18 protein-coding genes are annotated in these 17072 nt (G+C 69.8%); 6 read left to right on the forward strand and 12 right to left on the reverse strand.

Features of this window, described 5'->3' with window-relative positions; translation table 11 throughout:
• Positions 1 to 72: 72 nt before the first annotated feature.
• The gene (locus ACS5RC_RS02235) at positions 73 to 912 is read left to right on the forward strand and encodes an SDR family NAD(P)-dependent oxidoreductase (RefSeq protein ID WP_478342189.1); all 840 of its coding nucleotides are present in this window, start codon (positions 73 to 75) and stop codon (positions 910 to 912) included.
• Between the two features lie 71 nt (positions 913 to 983).
• Here ACS5RC_RS02235 and ACS5RC_RS02240 read toward each other — a convergent pair whose 3' ends face one another.
• The 9 genes from ACS5RC_RS02240 to ACS5RC_RS02280 all read right to left on the reverse strand — a co-directional run bounded on the left by ACS5RC_RS02240 (position 984) and on the right by ACS5RC_RS02280 (position 7155).
• Positions 984 to 1745, reverse strand: coding sequence for an ABC transporter permease (locus ACS5RC_RS02240; protein ID WP_478342646.1), 762 nt, complete (start codon positions 1743 to 1745; stop codon positions 984 to 986).
• 5 nt (positions 1746 to 1750) lie between these two features.
• Complete coding sequence (locus ACS5RC_RS02245; RefSeq protein ID WP_478342190.1) at positions 1751 to 2677, reverse strand: ABC transporter ATP-binding protein; 927 nt, start codon at positions 2675 to 2677, stop codon at positions 1751 to 1753.
• Positions 2678 to 2878: 201 nt separating this feature from the next.
• Positions 2879 to 3364: a F0F1 ATP synthase subunit B family protein gene (locus ACS5RC_RS02250; protein ID WP_478342647.1), complete on the reverse strand. Its 486-nt coding sequence runs from the start codon at positions 3362 to 3364 to the stop codon at positions 2879 to 2881.
• A 127-nt stretch (positions 3365 to 3491) separates the two neighbouring features.
• Entirely contained in the window at positions 3492 to 4073 is a 582-nt protein-coding gene (locus ACS5RC_RS02255) for a F0F1 ATP synthase subunit B family protein (RefSeq protein WP_478342191.1), read from the reverse strand.
• A gap of 139 nt (positions 4074 to 4212) precedes the next feature.
• On the reverse strand, positions 4213 to 4440 hold the full coding sequence (locus tag ACS5RC_RS02260) for a F0F1 ATP synthase subunit C (protein ID WP_066922442.1): 228 nt from the start codon (positions 4438 to 4440) through the stop codon (positions 4213 to 4215).
• Positions 4441 to 4497: 57 nt separating this feature from the next.
• Positions 4498 to 5253 (reverse strand): F0F1 ATP synthase subunit A, encoded by a 756-nt coding sequence (locus ACS5RC_RS02265; protein ID WP_478342192.1) that lies wholly within the window; start codon positions 5251 to 5253, stop codon positions 4498 to 4500.
• Positions 5254 to 5323: 70 nt separating this feature from the next.
• Positions 5324 to 5695 carry an AtpZ/AtpI family protein gene (locus ACS5RC_RS02270; protein WP_478342193.1) on the reverse strand — a complete coding sequence of 124 codons (372 nt, stop codon included), beginning with the start codon at positions 5693 to 5695 and terminating at the stop codon, positions 5324 to 5326.
• A 221-nt stretch (positions 5696 to 5916) separates the two neighbouring features.
• Positions 5917 to 6561 carry a thioredoxin domain-containing protein gene (locus tag ACS5RC_RS02275; protein ID WP_478342194.1) on the reverse strand — a complete coding sequence of 215 codons (645 nt, stop codon included), beginning with the start codon at positions 6559 to 6561 and terminating at the stop codon, positions 5917 to 5919.
• A 114-nt stretch (positions 6562 to 6675) separates the two neighbouring features.
• Complete coding sequence (locus ACS5RC_RS02280) at positions 6676 to 7155, reverse strand: DUF721 domain-containing protein (RefSeq protein WP_478342195.1); 480 nt, start codon at positions 7153 to 7155, stop codon at positions 6676 to 6678.
• 123 nt (positions 7156 to 7278) lie between these two features.
• Between ACS5RC_RS02280 and mutY the strand changes: the two genes are divergently transcribed.
• A complete protein-coding gene (gene mutY / locus ACS5RC_RS02285) occupies positions 7279 to 8583 on the forward strand; it encodes an A/G-specific adenine glycosylase (RefSeq protein WP_478342196.1) in 1305 nt (434 codons plus the stop codon).
• A gap of 38 nt (positions 8584 to 8621) precedes the next feature.
• On the opposite strand, the gene ACS5RC_RS02290 is transcribed toward mutY, so the two are convergent.
• A complete protein-coding gene (locus ACS5RC_RS02290) occupies positions 8622 to 9815 on the reverse strand; it encodes a DNA methyltransferase (protein WP_478342197.1) in 1194 nt (397 codons plus the stop codon).
• A 410-nt stretch (positions 9816 to 10225) separates the two neighbouring features.
• Positions 10226 to 10927: a response regulator transcription factor CtrA gene (ctrA, locus tag ACS5RC_RS02295; protein WP_478342198.1), complete on the reverse strand. Its 702-nt coding sequence runs from the start codon at positions 10925 to 10927 to the stop codon at positions 10226 to 10228.
• Between the two features lie 422 nt (positions 10928 to 11349).
• Between ctrA and fliI the strand changes: the two genes are divergently transcribed.
• From fliI to ACS5RC_RS02310, 3 genes are all read left to right on the forward strand, one after another.
• On the forward strand, positions 11350 to 12699 hold the full coding sequence (fliI, locus tag ACS5RC_RS02300) for a flagellar protein export ATPase FliI (RefSeq protein ID WP_478342199.1): 1350 nt from the start codon (positions 11350 to 11352) through the stop codon (positions 12697 to 12699).
• Positions 12700 to 12762: 63 nt separating this feature from the next.
• Positions 12763 to 13170: a flagellar export protein FliJ gene (gene fliJ, locus ACS5RC_RS02305; RefSeq protein ID WP_478342200.1), complete on the forward strand. Its 408-nt coding sequence runs from the start codon at positions 12763 to 12765 to the stop codon at positions 13168 to 13170.
• A gap of 190 nt (positions 13171 to 13360) precedes the next feature.
• Entirely contained in the window at positions 13361 to 14410 is a 1050-nt protein-coding gene (locus ACS5RC_RS02310; protein WP_478342201.1) for a lysylphosphatidylglycerol synthase domain-containing protein, read from the forward strand.
• A 54-nt stretch (positions 14411 to 14464) separates the two neighbouring features.
• Here ACS5RC_RS02310 and flhA read toward each other — a convergent pair whose 3' ends face one another.
• Positions 14465 to 16612: a flagellar biosynthesis protein FlhA gene (gene flhA / locus ACS5RC_RS02315; protein WP_478342202.1), complete on the reverse strand. Its 2148-nt coding sequence runs from the start codon at positions 16610 to 16612 to the stop codon at positions 14465 to 14467.
• A gap of 155 nt (positions 16613 to 16767) precedes the next feature.
• Between flhA and ACS5RC_RS02320 the strand changes: the two genes are divergently transcribed.
• On the forward strand, positions 16768 to 17070 hold the full coding sequence (locus ACS5RC_RS02320; RefSeq protein ID WP_478342203.1) for a hypothetical protein: 303 nt from the start codon (positions 16768 to 16770) through the stop codon (positions 17068 to 17070).
• Positions 17071 to 17072: the final 2 nt, after the last annotated feature.

The following is a 17072-nucleotide window of genomic DNA, read 5'->3' on the forward strand; positions in this document are numbered from 1 at the left end:
TCCTGTGAGGAAAAGCGCCATTCCGTGGCCGGTGCCCCTGCGCGATGGAGGAGCCGCACACGGAGGATCGACATGACGGCATGGTTCATCACCGGCATCTCGCGGGGGCTCGGGAAGGCGCTGGCGGAGGCGGCCCTGGGGCGCGGCGACACGGTCGTGGGGACCGTTCGCACGGGCGATCCGCAGATCGACCCGCAGAGCGGGACGCTCCACCTGCTGCGGCTCGATCTCGCCGATGCGGGCGCGATCGATGCCGCGGTCGCGGAGGCGTTCCGGCTGGCGGGGGATCGCCTCGATGTCATCGTCAACAATGCGGGCTACGGCCTGCTCGGGGCGATCGAGGCGGCGACCGATGCCGAGGTGGAGCAATTGTTCGCGGTCGACGTCTTCGGGCCGTTCCGGGTGATCCGCGCGGCGCTCCCGCGCCTGCGGGCGCAGGGCTCGGGACACATCGTCAACGTGACCTCGATCGCCGGACGGGCGCCCGGCGTCGGGGCCGGACTCTACGGGGCGGCGAAGTTCGCCCTGGAGGGTCTGTCGCAGACCCTGGCGCAGGAGGTCGAGCCCTTCGGCATCCGGGTGACCGCGGTGGCGCCCGGCGCTTTCCGGACCGACTTCCTGTCGGCCCACTCGATCCGCCATTCCGACCGGGCGCCCGGCGAGTCCGTCTACGGCGCCAGCGTCGGGCAAAGGATGGCGGCCTTCGACGGGATGGTGGGCCGGCAGGTCGGCGATCCGGTCCGGGCGGCGCAGGCGATCCTCGCCGTCGTCGATGCGCCCGAGCCGCCACTCCACCTGCTGCTCGGGTCCGACGCGCTCGCCCGGGCGCAGCGCCAGCGCGACGCGATGCAGAGCGAGATGGCACGCTGGACCGAACTCACCCTGAGCACGGATCATCCGGCGGGCGCTTGAGGCCCCTCAGGCCGCGCCACACCGATCCCGAGCGGTGCGTTCGCTGGATGACCGGACCGCGACGGCCGGCGTCAACTCTTCAGCCGGTAGCCGGTGCGGAAGATGTAGGTGACGAGCCCGAGGCAGATGGCCAGGAACAGGAACGTCATGCCGAGGCTCACGCCGATGCTGACGTCGGCCTGGCCGAAGAAGCTCCAGCGGAAGCCGCTGATCAGGTAGACCACCGGATTGATCAGGCTCAGGGCGCGCCAGAACGGCGGCAGCATCTCGATGGCGTAGAAGCTGCCGCCCAGGAAGGTCAGCGGCGTGACGATGAGGAGCGGCACGAGCTGCAGCTTCTCGAATCCGTCCGCCCACAGGCCGATGACGAAGCCGAACAGGCTGAAGGTCACGGCGGTCAGCACGAGGAAGCCCATCATCCAGAGCGGGTGATCGATGCGCAGGGGCACGAACAGGGCCGCCGTCGCCAGGATGATCAGGCCGATCAGGATCGATTTCGAGGCCGCCGCTCCGACATAGCCGATCACCACCTCGACCGGCGAGATCGGAGCCGACAGGATCTCGTAGATCGTGCCGGCGAAGCGCGGGAAGTAGATGCCGAAGGAGGCGTTGGCGATGCTCTGCGTCAGCAGCGAGAGCATGATCAGCCCCGGCACGATGAACAGCCCGTAGGGCACGCCGTCCACCACCTGCAGCCGCGAGCCGATCGCCGCGCCGAAGACCACGAAGTAGAGCGACGTCGAGATCACAGGCGCCAGGATGCTCTGCATCGCCGTGCGCCAGAAGCGGTTCATCTCGAACGCGTAGATGGCGCGGACTGCCGGCCAGTTCATGGTGGTCATGCCTGCTCCCGGACGAGGCCGACGAAGATATCCTCCAGGGAGCTCTGCCGGGTCTGGAGATCGGTGAAGGTGATGCCCGCGGCGGAGAGATCGGTGAGGAGCCGCGTGATGCCGGTGCGCTCGGCCTTGGTGTCGTAGGTGTAGACCAGCTCGCGCCCGTTGCCGGCGATCTCCAGCGCCCGCCCGGCGAGCGCCTCGGGCAGCGCCGCCAGCGGCTCGGAGAGCTGCAGGCTGAGCTGTTTGCGCCCGAGCTTGCGCATCAGCTCGGCCTTCTCCTCGACCAGGATGATGCGGCCCTTCCGGATCACGCCGATCCGGTCGGCCATCTCCTCGGCCTCCTCGATGTAGTGCGTGGTCAGGATCACGGTGACGCCCTGATCGCGCAGGCGCCGCACGAGGCGCCACATGTCCTGGCGCAGCTCGACGTCGACGCCCGCCGTCGGCTCGTCGAGGAACAGCACGCGGGGCTCGTGGGACAGCGCCTTGGCGATCAGCACGCGGCGCTTCATGCCGCCCGAGAGCTGCATCATCCGGCTGTCGCGCTTCTCCCACAGCGACAGCTCGGTGAGGATCCGCTCGATATGGGCCGGGTCCTTGCGCAGGCCGAACAGGCCGCGGGTGAAGCTCACCGTCTTGATCACCGTCTCGAAGGCGTCGGTGGTCAGCTCCTGGGGCACGAGCCCGATCGTGGCCCGCGCCTGCCGGTAGTCGCGGGCGATGTCGTGGCCGTCGACCGTCACCGTGCCGGTGCTCGCCGTGACGATGCCGCAGACGATGTTGATCAGGGTCGACTTGCCGGCCCCGTTCGGTCCGAGCAGCGCGAAGATCTCGCCCCGCGTGATCGCGAGGTTGATGTCGCTGAGCGCGGACAGGCCGGACGCGTAGGTCTTCGACAGGTTCTGGATCGAGAGGATCGGCTGCATCGCTCTTGGGGTGTCCGGTGCGGCGTCCGGGACCGGATCCGCCCTGCATCATGGCGGGCGCGAGGGCCGAAGCAGGGTCGCCTCGTTAATCCCGGCCCCGGATCCGGGCGGTGCCAAAGGGCACGTGCCGGACCGGGAAGGGGCCGGAAACGCGACGAGCCGCCCGGAGGCGGCTCGCGACAGGATCGACGGCGTCTAGGCTCAGGCCCGCATGCGAGTCCGGACCTCGCCGAGGCTGGTGCGGATGAGGCCCTGCGCGGCCTCGCCCTGCATGCGCTCGCGCAGGATGGTCTCCGAGACGCGGATCGCGGCGTCGGCCGCCGCGGCGCGGACCTGGGCCTCCGCCTGCGCCTCGGCCTGGGCGATCTTGACCTCGGCGGCCTTGGTGCGGCGGGTGACGAAATCGTTCAGGCGCTGGTGGCCCTCGTCGGCGATGCGCTGGGCTTCCTCGCGGGCGCTCGCCACGATGGTCTCGGCCTCCTTCTCGGCCTCGGAGCGGCGGCGCTTGTAATCGGCCAGCACGGTGGCGGCCTCCTCGCGCAGGCGCTTGGCTTCATCGAGTTCGTGCCGGACGCGCTTGGCACGGGCGTCGAGCCCCTTGGTGATCGCACCGAAGGCACCGGCCTTGGCGGCGATCGCCAGGAAGATGACGAAGGCGACGGCGACCCAGAATTCCGCGGTGAGCAGCATGGCTTATCGATTCCGTCTCATAGCAAATCCGGATGATCCCCCTCGGGATGGCGGATTCGGGCTTCGCTCAAAAGCCGCGCGGGCTTGCCGGATACGACCCCGCTCCGATCGAGCGGGCGTCGTCTCAGTGCGCGGTCGCGGTCTGGTCGAGGGCGCGCGCGAGGCTCGCCGGGTCGGGCGCCTGGCCGGTCAGGCGCTCGACGATCGCCACGGCGGTCTCGCCCGCGATGGCGCGAACGTTGCCCATCGCCGCGTCGGTGCGGGTGCGGATGGTCGCCTCCGCGGCGGCGAGTTTCTGGTTCAGCTCGGCCTCGAGGGTCTTGCGCTTCGCCTCGGCTTCCGCGGTGAGGGCGTTGCGGGTCTCCTGGGCGATCTCGCGGGCCTTGCCCTGCGCGTCCCGCAGGGACTTCTCGTAGGCGGCGCCGGCCGTGTCGGCCTCGGATTTCATGCGCTGCGCCTCGTCGAGATCGCTCGACAAGCGGGTGGCGCGGTCGTGCAGGATGGCCTGGATCCGCGGCAGGGCGATCTTGGACATCAGGTAATAGAGCAGGCCGAAGGCCAGGGCGAGCCAGACGAGCTGCGCCAGGAAGGTGTGGCTCTCGAAGGGCGGAAAGGCGTGGTGATCCGCCGGGTGCAGGACCTCGCCGTGGCCCGCATACGTGTCGGTCCCGGCGGGCGGGGTGGTGAGAGGATTCGGCTGCGCCATGACCCCGTCCGTGAGGATGCTTGCGGGAAAGAGAATGAGCGCTCGCGCTGGAGGGCGGAGCGCTCGACCGGGCCGGCGGACCGGCCGAGACGATCCCTCCGCCGCGGCGCCGGGCGCCGGGGCGGGGATCGACCGCTGCTTAGACGGCGAACAGGAGCAGCAGCGCGACGAGCAGCGAGAAGATGCCGAGCGCCTCGGTCAGCGCGAAGCCGAGCAGCAGGTTGGTGCGCTGGCTGTCGGCCGCGGAGGGGTTGCGAAGCGCACCGGCGTAGAACTGGCCGAACAGGTTGCCGAGGCCGATGCCCGCGCCCGCCATGCCGAGGCAGGCGAGACCGGCGCCGATGTACTTCGCAGCGACGGGATCCATAGTAAGCTCCTGGAGTTTCGAACGATTTTCGTTACGGCGGAGGGAAGCCGACCGAGATCAGTGGCCGGGGTGAAGGGCGTCGGCGAGATAGACCGCCGTCAGCGTCGCGAAGACGTAGGCCTGGAGGGCCGCCACCAGAAATTCCAGTGCGGTCAACGCGATGGTGAGGAACAGGGGCAGCGGCGAGAGCACGCTCCAGGCTCCGGCGAGCAGCAGCTGCGCCACGAAGAAGGCGAAGATCTTGAGCGCGATGTGCCCCGCCAGGATGTTGGCGAACAGACGCACCGAGAGGCTGATCGGCCGCGACAGGAAGGAGACGATCTCGATCGGGACCATGATCAGCAGCAGGGGCTTCGGAACGCCCGAGGGAATGAACAGCCCGAGGAAATGGCTGCCGTGCTTCATCACCCCGTAGATCACCACGGTGGAAATCACCAGGGCTGCGAGCCCGAACGTGATGATCAGGTGGCTGGTGACCGCGAAGGCGTAGGGGATCATCCCGAACATGTTCAGCACGAGCACGAACATGAACAGCGAGAACACCAGCGGCAGGAAGCGCTGCTCCTTGTCGCCGGTCGCCTGGTGCAAGGTGTCGGCGATGAACTCGTAGAAAATCTCGGCGAGCGCCTGCATCCGCCCCGGGATCACCGAGCGGCCCGCCGTCGCCACGACCGTGATCAGCGCGATCACGCCGACGGCCGCGAACATGTAGAGCGCGGACTGGGTGAACGCGATCTCTTGGTGACCGATATGTCCGAGCGACACGAGCGGCTTCAGCTCGAACTGGTGGATCGGGTCGATGCTGGCCGCCATGCTCTGCTTCTGCTCCCTTCGTACCCGTGCGGCCGTTGAGGCCGTGCCCGGGCCGAGAACCCGATCGATCTTATGGTTGCCCCGGGCCCTTCCGGTCGTCCGACCGGTTGAAGCCCGACAGGCGCATGAGGTTGTAGACGCCCGTCACGAAGCCCAACATCAGGAATACGATCAAACCCCAGGGCTTCGTCCCGAGGAAATGATCGCAGATCCATCCGAGGATCCCGCCGGCGATGACCCCGGCGATGAACTCCGTCGAGAGCGTCATCGCCTGGCCGAGCGAGGATTGCGCAGACGACCCTGAACGCGGCGAAGGATCGGGAGCAGCCGCGGGCCGCTTCCGGTCGATCTGCGTCTCGAGACGTCTGAGCCTCGCGGAGAGTTCGCTGTCCGTCGGCGAGCGGTCCGCCTTCCCCTCGTCGCTTGCGTCGTTGCCGCTCACGGCGAAAACTCACATTGGCGAGAGGACGGGAACCGCTGCTTGCCCCCTTCAAGCGCGGCGCACCATAGTTTCGCCCCTATGGCGTGTCAAGGCGTCCGAAATACCAATCAAGACATTGCGCGGATTGAGGTTTCGGCGTTTTCGGGACGTCGCGCGGGCAGGTTTTCCGGGAAAGCTTCACCGGGGTCTCACGGGCCCCGGGAGCGGCTCTCCCGGGTGGGTCAGGCGCCGAGGATCGGCTTGATCACCTTCTCCATGCCCTCGATCGTCATCTCGCCCTTGTAGCGCTCGCCGTTGATGAAGAAGGTCGGCGTCGAATCGACCTTGAAGGTGTCGAGCCCGCGGCTCTTCACGGCGTTGACCGCCTCGTAGAGCTTCTGGTCCTTCAGGCAGGCCTCGAACTTCTCCTTCGAGAAGCCGGCTTGCTTCAGCATCTGCTCCAGCGCGTCGACCGGCTTCTGCTGGAAGGCCCAGGCCGGCTGCTGGTCGAAGAGCAGGTCGGTGATCGGATAGTATTTCGCGTCTCCATCGCAGCGCGCCAGCATGAAGGCCGCGGTGGCGAGCGGGTCGAGCGGGAACTCGCGCAAGGTGAAGCGCACCTTGCCGGTGTCGATGTAGCGCTCCTTCAGGGCCGGCCAGGTCGTGCGATGGAAGGCGGCGCAGTGCGAGCAGGTCATCGAGGCGTACTCGATGATCGTGACCTTGGCGTCTTTGGGTCCGAGCCAGACGTCGCCGAGCGGTCCCGGCTGCATCAGGGTCGAGAGATCCGCGCTCTGGGCGAGGGCCGGCAGGCCGAGCTTCGGCAGCAGGACGGCCGCGCCGACGGCGAGCCCGGTGAGTTTCAAAGCGTCGCGCCGCGTGATCATGTCGTGACTGGCTCCGCTGCGAGATCCGCCGGGATCCCTCGGTTGTCCTCGAATTGTCCCCCTGCGGTTAATCGTGCGCGCCGGGGCTGGCAAGGCGGCGCGTTTGCGCGGGCCTCAGCCGCGGCGGGCGGCCACCACCGCCAGGCCGAGCCGGTCGAGCGCGTCGCGCAGCCCGTCGTCGGGGATGTGCGAGACCGCGCGGGCGACCTCTCCGCGGCGGGCCGGATCGACCTCGGCCGGCCGCGCCGCTCGGCCCCGGATCCCGACGCGATCCTGCTTCAGCACGAGGCGGCCGACGCAGGCCCAGCCGTAATGGGCGTTGATGCGCTGGATCACCACGGGTGCGAGGTGCTGCAACTCGATCGCGAACACGCTCTCGACCTGCACCACCAGGGTGCCGGAATCGGGCGCCTCCGAGCCGGTCCGGCGCTTGCGCGGCCATTCGAGCTTGGCCGGCCGGCAGAACCGCGCGAGCCGCTCGCCGACGATGTCGGGCCAGGCCGCCAGGATGTCGGTCGAGGCGAAGCCCTGCGCGGCGAAGGCCGGCCCGATGCAGCCCTCGATCAGCTCGGCCAGCGGTTTGACGCGCGCCATCAGTGCAGTTCCGTTTCGCCGGGGCGCCGACCTTACCCCGCGTCGCGTTAACGCGGGAGTCTCGCCTCGGCCCGGCCGGAGGCCCTTGGAACCGGCCCGCCCGGCGGGGTATCACCGGAGCCGATGCCAGCGCCCGCCCCAGCCGACCCGGGCCCTCCGCCCCCGCGCGCCGCCGACCTGCTCGCCTGGTACGACCGGCATCGCCGCGTCCTGCCCTGGCGCGCGCTCGCCGGCGAGACGCCCGAGCCCTACCGGGTCTGGCTCTCGGAGGTCATGCTGCAGCAGACCACGATCGCAGCCGTCCGTCCCTATTTCGAGCGCTTCCTCGCCCGTTTCCCGGACGTGGCGGCGCTCGCCGCCGCGCCCGAGGAGCAGGTGATGGCGGCCTGGGCCGGGCTCGGCTACTATTCCCGGGCGCGCAACCTCCAGGCCTGCGCCAAGCTGGTGGCCGCGGCCGGGCGCTTTCCCGACACCGCCGAGGGCCTGCGCAAGCTGCCCGGGATCGGCGCCTACACGGCCGGCGCGATCGCGGCGATCGCCTTCGGCCGGCAGGAGGCCGCGGTCGACGGCAACGTCGAGCGGGTGATGAGCCGCCTGTTCACGGTCGACGCCCCGCTGCCCCAGAGCCGTCCCGAGATCCGGCGCCTGACGCAAGGGCTGGTGCCGGCGGACCGGCCCGGCGACTTCGCCCAGGCTGTGATGGATCTGGGCGCCACGATCTGCACCCCCAAGCGCCCGGCCTGCGCCCTCTGCCCCTGGATGGCTCCGTGCCGGGCCAGGGCCGCGGGTATGCAGGAGACCTATCCGCGCAAGCTCAAGGTGCAGAAGGGCGCGCTGCGGAAGGGGGCGGCCTTCGTGGCGGTGCGCGCGGGCGACGAGGCGGTCCTGCTGCGGACCCGCCCGGCCGAGGGACTCCTGGGGACCATGGCCGAGCCGCCGACGAGCGCCTGGGAGCCGGATTACGACCCCGCGGGCGCGCTCCTCGACGCGCCGCTCGACGCGCGCTGGAAGCGCCTGCCCGGCCTCGTCCGCCACGGCTTCACGCATTTTCCGCTGGAGCTGACGGTCTTCCTCGCCCGCGTCGGGCTCGCCGCACAGGCGCCGCCGGGCATGCGCTTCACGCCCCGGCGTGACCTCGGCGAGGAGCCGTTGCCCGGCCTGATGAAGAAGGTCCTGGCCCACGCCTTCGACCCGAAGCCGGAACCCCAGAAGAAGCCCCGGGGCAGGCCCCGGAAGGACCCGCCGCCGATGCCGCTGCTCGCGGTCTTCGACGCGCCCGAGACCGTGGCCGAGCCGGAGCCGCGCTTCCGCCCGGTGCCGAAGCCCGCCCCGAGGCTGCCGCCGCCGCCGCCCGAGGCCGACGAGTCGTTCGAGGGGGAACCGGAGCCGAGGCCCGCCGCGCGCAGGCCCGCGCGCCGCAGGCGGTGAGGGCGGCCGCCCGATGGCGGCCCACCCTGTGACGCTCTTCAGCCCGCCTTGCCCATCGCGGCCCGGAGCGCGTCCCGATACGTGTCGATCACCACGGGCCGGCCGCCGCGCTCGACGTGCCAGAAGGTCCAGCCGTTGCAGGCCGGCAGACCCTGGACGAGGGCGCCGATCTTGTGGATCGAGCCGACCACGGGGCCGATCCCGAGCTGTCCGTCGGGGCGAACCGTCGCCTTGAAGCGGCGGCGCTCGTCGATCAGCGTCTCGCCGGGGCGGATGTGCCCGGCCTCGACCACGCTGAGGAAGGGCACCCGCGGCTCGGCGCGCTTGGCCGGGGCCACCAGAAGCGCGGCCTGGGACAGGGGCGACACCGCGTCGATGCGGGCGCGCGCCGCCTCGGCGTAGACGGTCTCCCGCTCGATGCCGATGAAGCGGCGGCCCAGGCGCTTGGCCACGGCCCCGGTGGTCCCGGTCCCGAAGAACGGGTCGAGCACCACGTCGCCCGGGTTGGTCGCCGACAGGAGGGTGCGGGCGAGCAGCGCTTCGGGCTTCTGGGTCGGGTGGACCTTCTGACCGTCCGCGCCCTTCAGGCGCTCCTCGCCCGTGCAGAGCGGGATGAACCAGTCCGAGCGCATCTGGAGGTCCTCGTTGCCCCCCTTCAGCGCCTCGTAATGGAAGGTGTAGCCCTTCGAGTCGGCCGAGCGCGAGGCCCAGATCAGCGTCTCGTGGGCGTTGGTGAAGCGCTTGCCGCGGAAGTTCGGCATCGGGTTGGCCTTGCGCCACACGATGTCGTTGAGGATCCAGAAACCAAGATCCTGCAAGGCGCTGCCGACGCGGAAGATGTTGTGGTACGACCCGATCACCCAGAGGGTCGCGTTCGGCTTCATCACCCGGCGGCAGGCGGTCAGCCAATCGCGGGTGAAGGCGTCGTAGGACTCGAAGGTCGAGAACTTGTCCCAGTCGTCGTCGACGGCGTCGACGCGGCTCTGGTCGGGGCGCAGCAGCGCGCCCTCGCCGAGCTGGAGATTGTAGGGCGGGTCCGCGAACACGCAGTCCACGGAGGCTGCCGGCAGCGCGTTCATGGCGCTGACGCAGTCGCCGACGAGGATCTCGTCGAGGGGAAGGCGCTGGGTGGCGGGTACGAGACCCATCCGTGGCGCTGACGCGGGCCGCCCGGCACGCGAGACCTGTTTCCGGGCGGGTGCGCCAGCGACCACGGTACGCGGGGAAGCCATGGCAAACACCGGTTACGCGACTGACCAGGGGACCATGCGTCCGATACGGTAAAGGTCGGGTATGCCGGTGCGTCGCCGCGCGTCTCGTTTTGGGGCTGCAGATTTTGCCGCGTTCCCAGCAACGTCGCCTATCGGACGCGTTGAGCCAGCCGGCACGTTACGCCTTTGCTGACGGTAGTCCTGCTCGTACGATCAGTGTCTCTGGCAAGACGCGGGGGAGGGGCCGCGAACATTCCCCTCTGCGCGGAATCACCGATGCACGAACCGACCGGTCGGTGGAATGACCGGCGAGGGCGCGTCGCGGAATCGGCCAGACCCGAACACGAAAGGGCCCGCCGGCGCGATCCCGATCGCGGCGGCAGGCCCTGTTCCGCGCGAGCGCGGTCGTCCGTGGCGGAGCCCTCGGCGGATCAGACCGCGATGCGCTCCTCGCCGTCCATCGGCTCGCGGAGCACGTAGCCGCGACCCCAGACGGTCTCGATGTAGTTGCGACCGTGGCTGGCGTTGGCGAGCTTCTTGCGCAGCTTGCAGATGAACACGTCGATGATCTTCAGCTCCGGCTCGTCCATGCCGCCGTAGAGATGGTTGAGGAACATCTCCTTGGTGAGCGTGGTCCCCTTCCTGAGCGAGAGCAGCTCCAGCATCTGGTATTCCTTGCCCGTAAGGTGAACCCGAGCGCCGGCCACCTCGACGGTCTTCTGGTCGAGGTTGACCACGAGGTCGCCGGTGGTGATCACCGACTGGGCATGGCCCTTCGAGCGGCGCACGATCGCGTGGATGCGGGCGACGAGCTCGTCCTTGTGGAAGGGCTTGGTCAGGTAGTCGTCGGCGCCGAAGCCGAGGCCCTTCACCTTGTCTTCGATCCCGGCCATGCCGGAGAGGATCAGGATCGGGGTCTTGACCTTGGCGACCCGCAGGGAGCGCAGAACCTCGTAGCCCGACATGTCGGGCAGGTTCAGGTCGAGCAGGATGATATCGTAATCGTAGAGCTTACCGAGATCGACACCCTCCTCACCGAGATCGGTGGTGTAGGTGTTGAAGTTCTCGGACTTGAGCATCAGTTCGATGCTCTGCGCCGTGGCGCTGTCGTCCTCGATCAGAAGTACCCGCATCGTCGGTCCCCAGCCCGGCCGGCCGCATCAGCGTTCCGTCACGTCCCCGTCGTTCGCCCGCCACCGGCCTGTGGACGAGCGTTCCCCCGAGATTGACGTGGACGCTATGGGTTAATCGTTAACAAAACCTGATTCTCGGTTGCAAGCGATCCTTTTGAGTCTCTTGCGAGACCCTGTCCGCGCCGTTGACGGTCTGTTCTCACAGGGCCTCCGTCGAGAGCGCGCAGATCGTATCCAACCCCTGGTCAAGTCCCTCGCCCGTAACGGTTCCGTTCTCCCTGTGTCCGCCCGGCAACGCCGGTCGGGCTCGTCGGACGGCCCTCGGAGAGGACGCCCGAAAGTCGGGGAATTCGGACCCGTTACAAGCCCGATGACCTCAGTGTTAAGGAGGGAGGTAAACGAAGCGTTGAGAGGCGGGCCGGGTGTCGCAGAATCCTCAACCCTCCGGGCCGTCCTCGCTCGCCGCCCTCCGCGCGGCGGCGGAGCGAATCGAGCCCGTCGAGACCTACGGCCGGATCGTGGCGATCCGGGGGCTCCTCGTCGAGGTCGCGGGGCCGGTGGCCGCGATGCGCCTCGGCGGCCGGCTCGACGTCGAGGGCGCCAACGGCCTGATCCCCTGCGAGGTGATCGGCTTCCAGGGCGATCGGGCGCTCGCCATGCCGTTCGGCTCGCTCGAGGGGGTGCGCCGCGGCTGCCCGGCCTTCGTCCGCGACGAGGCGGCAGGCGCGGTGCGGCCCTCGCAGGCCTGGCTCGGCCGGGTGATCGACGCTCTCGGTCGACCGGTCGACGGGCTCGGCCCCCTGCCGCCGGGCCCGGCGATCTACCCGCTGCGGGCCGATCCGCCGCCCGCCCACGCGCGGCGCCGGGTCGGCCGGCCGCTCGATCTCGGCATCCGCTGCATCAACACCTTCCTGACCATGTGCGCCGGCCAGCGCATGGGCATCTTCGCGGGCTCGGGGGTCGGCAAGTCGGTGCTGCTGTCGATGCTCGCCCGCTACACCGCGGCCGACGTCGCGGTGATCGGGCTCGTGGGCGAGCGCGGGCGCGAGGTGCAGGAATTCCTCCAGGACGACCTCGGCGCGGCGGGGCTCGCCCGCTCGGTCGTGGTGGTGGCGACGTCCGACGAGCCCGCCCTGATGCGGCGCAACGCGGCCTACGTCACCCTGTCGGTGGCCGAGCACTTTCGCGATCAGGGCGCCAAGGTCCTGTGCATGATCGATTCGATCACCCGCTTCGCCATGGCCCAGCGCGACATCGGCCTCGCGGCCGGCGAGCCGCCCACCGCCAAGGGCTACACCCCGACCGTGTTCAGCGAGCTGCCCCGCCTTCTCGAGCGGGCCGGACCCGGGGTGGGGGAGGGGACGATCTCGGCCCTCTTCACCGTGCTGGTGGAGGGCGACGACCACAACGAGCCGGTGGCCGACGCCGTGCGGGGCATCCTCGACGGCCACATCGTGATGGAGCGCTCGATCGCCGAGCGCGGGCGCTACCCGGCGATCAACGTGCTGCGCTCGGTCTCCCGCACCATGCCGCGCGCCTGCGACCCGGCCTTCCTGCCCGTGGTGCGGCGCGCCCGCCGGGTGCTCGCCACCTACGCCGACATGGAGGAGCTGATCCGGCTCGGCGCCTATCGCGCGGGGGCCTCCGCGGAGGTCGACGAGGCGGTGGCGCTGATGCCCGATCTGGAGGCTTTTCTGGGTCAGGGTAAGGAAGAAGCAACGTCCATCGGCGATGGTTACTCTCGGCTGGCCCAGATCGTGGGCACGGGCTGAGAGCGGGTCCTGCGCGTGCGTCCGGGACGCGGCCTCTCGTTGAGCGTGGAGTGAGCGTCCCCCATGAAATCGCGTGACACGCTGATCCGCCTGCGGCGCTTCCAGGTCGACGAGAAGCGCCGCCGCGTGACCCAGATCGAGATGATGATGGCCGACTTCCAGCGCATGGCGATGGAGCTCGACCGCGAGATCGCCCAGGAGGAGGCGCGCGCCGGCATCACCGATACCGGTCACTTCGCGTACCCGACCTATGCCCGCGCCGCCGCCGGCCGCCGGGACAACATGCGCCAGTCCGCCGCCGCCCTGGAGGACCAGCTCGCCGAGGCCAAGGCCGAGCTCGGCGAGGCCTTCGAGGACCTCAAGAAGGTCGAGATCCTGGACGACCGCGAGCGCTCCGCCGAGCGCGCCGCGGAGGCCGGCCGCGAGCAGGCGGCCATGGACGGGATCGGCCTGTCCCGGGCTCGCGCCTGAGCCGACCGGCGCTCCGGCCCCGAGCCCGCACGCGGCGGGCAGGGCCCGGGGCCCGCCGCATTCCCCGCCACGGCTTGCACGAAACAGTCATGATCGCCTGACATGACGCGCCCGAGGCGGCGCCCTGGCTCCGCTTGCGAGGCGCCGCGTCCTGGCGCATCAGGATCGCCACCGGGGGCGCAAGGGTACCATGAAGAAGATCAGCGATTTTATTTGGCCGATCGTCGGCCTCGCCGCGGTCGTCGTCGCTGGATACCTGCTCTATCGCGAGTTGCGCGGCATCTCCATCGCGGAGATCCGGGATAGTTTCGCGGCGATTCCGGTCCACCGCTTCCTGCTCGCGGCCCTCTCGACCATCGTCGCCTACGCGGCGCTCGCCTGGTACGACCGGATCGCCCTGCTGCACCTGGGCGTCCGCCACATCTCGTGGTTCTTCGTCTCGCTCTGCTCGTTCACCACCTACGCGCTGTCGCACAACATCGGCGCCTCGGTGTTCTCGGGGGCGGTGGTGCGCTACCGGGCCTATACGGCCAAGGGCCTCTCGGCCGCGCAGGTCGCGGTCCTCGTCGCCCTCTGCTCGTTCACCTTCGGGCTCGGCACCATCCTGCTCGGCGGCTTCGTGCTCACCGTGCTGCCCGACACCCTGACCCGGCTGAACGGCTACCTGCCCTCGGTGCTGACCGACCCGGCGACCGCCCGCATCCTCGGCGCCGGCCTGCTCGCTTTCGTCGCCCTCTACGTCGCGGGCTCGCTCCTGCACCTGAAGCCGCTGACGATCCGCGCCTTCAAGCTCGAATATCCGCGCCCGCGCATCATGGTGCGCCAGCTCATCGCGGCACCGCTGGAACTGCTCGGCGCGGCCGGCATCATCTACTTCGCGCTGCCCGAGGCCGGGAACCCCGGCTTCCTCGTGGTGCTCGCCGTGTTCCTCGCCTCGTTCTCGGCGGCGCTGGTCTCGAACGCGCCGGGCGGGCTCGGGGTGTTCGAGCTGGTCTTCGTGGTGGCGATGCCCGACATCGCCCGGCCCTCCGTGATCGCCGCCCTCCTGGTGTTCCGGCTGTTCTACTTCTGGCTGCCGTTCGTGATCTCGGTGATCGTCGTGCTGCTCTACGAGCGCAACCGTCTCGCCGGCGTCCTCAAGGGCAGCCCGCACGACCCCACCGCCCCGGAAGCGCCCTTCACGGCGCCGGGCCTCGACGCCCACGCCATCGAGCGCCGCATGGAGAAGAAGACGGTCTGAGGCGGGCCGCCCGCTTCATCGACCCCCTCGGACGGCAGGCTCCGGGCGCCGCAATCACACCGAGCCCACCGTCCGCAGCCGCGCGCGGGGATGGATCTCCGCCTGGCTCATCACCGGGGTCTCGCGCCGGAAGCGCTCGATGATCGAGCGCACGAAGGGACGCGACTGGGCCGAGGTGACGAGAACCGGCATCTCGCCCTGGCGGGCGGCGGATTCGAAGCGGTCGCGCACCAGGGTGACGAACTCCGTCAGCTTCGAGGGCTGCATCGCGAGGTAGCGCTCGTCGCGCTCGCCCACGATGGAATCGAGGAAGGCCTGCTCCCAGGCCGGCGACAGGGTGATGATCGGCAGCATGCCGTCCGGGCCCTGATACTGCGCGCAGATCTGGCGGCCGAGGCGGGCGCGCACGTGCTCGACGATGTCGCGCGGGTTCTTCACCCCGCCCGCCACCTCGGCGATACCCTCCACGATGGCGCCGAGATCGCGGATCGAGACACGCTCGGCCAGCAGGAACTGCAGCACGCGCTGGATGCCCGTGGTCGAGATCTGGCTCGGGGTGATCTCCTTCAGGAGCTCGCCGTGTTCCTTCGGCAGCTCGCGCAGCAGTTTCTGCACCTCGACATGGTTGAGCAGTTCCGAGACGTGCGCTTTGATCACCTCGGTCAGGTGCGTCGAGACGACGGTTGCGGCGTCGACCACCGTGTAGCCCTTGAGCTGCGCCTGATCGCGCAGGCCCGCGTCGATCCAGGTGGCGGGCAGTCCGAAAGTCGGCTCCAGCATGTGCTGGCCGGGCAGCTGCACCTGCCCGCCCATCGGATCCATCGCCATGAACTGGCCGGGGAAGATCCGGCCGGTGCCGGCCTCGATCTCCTTGACCCGCACCACGTAGGCGTTGGCCTCGAGCTGCACGTTGTCGAGGATGCGCACCGAGGGCATCACGAAGCCGAGCTCGGCCGCGAGCTGGCGGCGCAGGGCCTTGATCTGATCGGTGAGGCGGTCGCCCCCGTCGCCGTTCACGAGGGCGAGGAGCGCGTAGCCCATCTCGAGCTTGAGGTCGTCGAGCTTGAGGAGGTCGGTGACCGTCTCCTCCTTGGCTCCGGCCGCCGCGGTCGGGTCGGTCGGCTTGCCCTCGGCGTCGAGCGGCGGCGCCTCCCGCGCCGTCTTGGCGGTGCGCCATGCGGCGTAGCCGGAGCCTGCCGCCAGCAGCAGGAACGGCAGCATCGGCATCCCGGGCAGGAAGCTGATCAGCACCATGACGCCGGCCGACATGCCGAGCGCCTTGGGATAATGGGCGAGCTGCTTGCCCAAGGCCTTGTCGGCCGAGCCGCGCACGCCCGCCTTCGACACCAGGATACCGGCCGCCGTCGAGACGATCAGAGCCGGCACCTGGCTCGCCAGCCCGTCGCCGATGGTGAGCAGGGTGTAGCTCTTGGCCGCCGCCCCGATCGGCATCCCCTGCTGGGCGACGCCGATGATGATGCCGCCGATCACGTTGATGAAGGTGATGAGCAAGGCGGCCACCGCGTCGCCGCGCACGAACTTCGAGGCGCCGTCCATGGCGCCGAAGAAGGCCGATTCCTCTTCCAGCGCCGCGCGCCGGGCCTTGGCGGATTTCTCGTCGATCAGCCCGGCCGAGAGGTCGGCGTCGATCGCCATCTGCTTGCCCGGCATGGCGTCGAGGGTGAAGCGCGCCGCGACCTCGGCGATGCGGCCCGAGCCTTTCGTGATCACCACGAAGTTCACGATGATCAGGATCGCGAACACGATGATCCCGATGACGAAGTTGCCGCCCATCACGAAGTTGCCGAACGCCTCGATGACGTGGCCGGCCGCCGCCGTGCCCTCGTGGCCGTGGCCGAGGATCAGGCGCGTCGAGGCGAGGTTGAGCGCCAGCCGCAGCATGGTGGCGATGAGCAGCAGCGTCGGGAAGACGGTGAACTCGAGCGGGTTGTCGATGAACAGCCCGGTCATCATGATCAGGACCGACATGATGATCGACACCGCGAGCAGCAGGTCGAGCAGCACCGAGGGCAGCGGGAAGATCAGAACCGCCAGGATGCCCATCACGGCGGTGGCGAAGAACAGGTCCGAGCGCCGCGAGAGCGCCTGGAAATCCCCGCGCGTCGGCATGGACAGGCCGCCGAGGGCCGCGAGCCCGCTGCCGACCCTGGTTGTTGCCGGCGCCGCTGCCGTCTCGCTCATGTCCCGCTCGTGTCCAGGGCCGCCGTCCGCGCCGGACGGACCCGGCAAGATTTGCCGGGCGGATGGTTAGCGCCGCGTTAACCTCCGCCCTGGAACCGCCGCCGCCGCCCGGGCTTGAGACGGGAGACGCCGGACGAAAGCCTGACGGAGCGCCGATGCAGAGACCCTTCGCCCTCGCGGCGGCCCTGGCCGCGAGCTCGATCGCGGGCTGTGCGCTGGCCCAGGCCGATGGAGCTCCGATGCGGCCGGACGGGCAGGGCGCCGTCAGCAGGCTGCTCCAGCCCGGGGTCAACAGCTTCACCGAGGCCCAGGTCCGGGAGCGCCTGGGCAAGATGGGCTTCGACGAGGTGCGCGACCTGACCAAGGACGAAGCCGGGTTCTGGGCCGGCACCGCGACCCGGGCGGGCCCTGACGTCCGGATCGGGATGGATGTCCGCGGCCGCGTCGCCGCCCATTGAAA

The organism is Methylobacterium sp. HJ2, assembly GCF_056431005.1.